The 414-nt window shown below is 71.0% G+C and carries 1 protein-coding gene; it reads right to left on the bottom strand.

All coding sequences use genetic code 11. From position 1 onward, the window contains the following. Nucleotides 1-336: IS3 family transposase (locus MKL01_RS01990; protein WP_243903561.1), on the bottom strand; the 336-nt coding region annotated here is incomplete at its 3' end. Nucleotides 337-414: the final 78 nt, after the last annotated feature.

Raw genomic sequence — 414 nt, 5'->3', positions numbered from 1 at the left:
CGTCCCCGCGACGTAGGGCAGGTCAGCCACCGAGCGCTGGTCGGCGCCGGCCAGCACGGTGTCCCTGGCAAGGTTCGGGAAGACCGGGCCACCGTGATAGCCGTCGCTGGTGGTGACGTCGCCGCGACCGATGCGGGGTTGCAGGTCGTGCCCCCGCATGAGGCGGCGGACCGTGTTGTGGTTCACGACCAGCGCCCGCTTGCGCAGCGCCGCCTGCACGCGTCGACAGCCGTACGCTTCGAGCGGCTCGTCGATCGCAGACATGGACGCGACGAGAGCGGTGTCGTCTGCAGTCTGCCTCGGAGCATCGTAGAAGGTGGAGCGCGCCAGACCCATCAGCCGGCATCCCGCGGCGACGGAGAGGCTGCCGGGCCGGTGATCACGGACGTAGGCCCGCTTCTCGGCGGCTGTCCG

It is taken from the genome of Methylobacterium sp. J-070, from assembly GCF_022829385.1.
In the GTDB taxonomy this organism is placed as follows: domain Bacteria; phylum Pseudomonadota; class Alphaproteobacteria; order Rhizobiales; family Beijerinckiaceae; genus Methylobacterium.
This window is presented reverse-complemented; position numbering and strand designations above follow the sequence as displayed.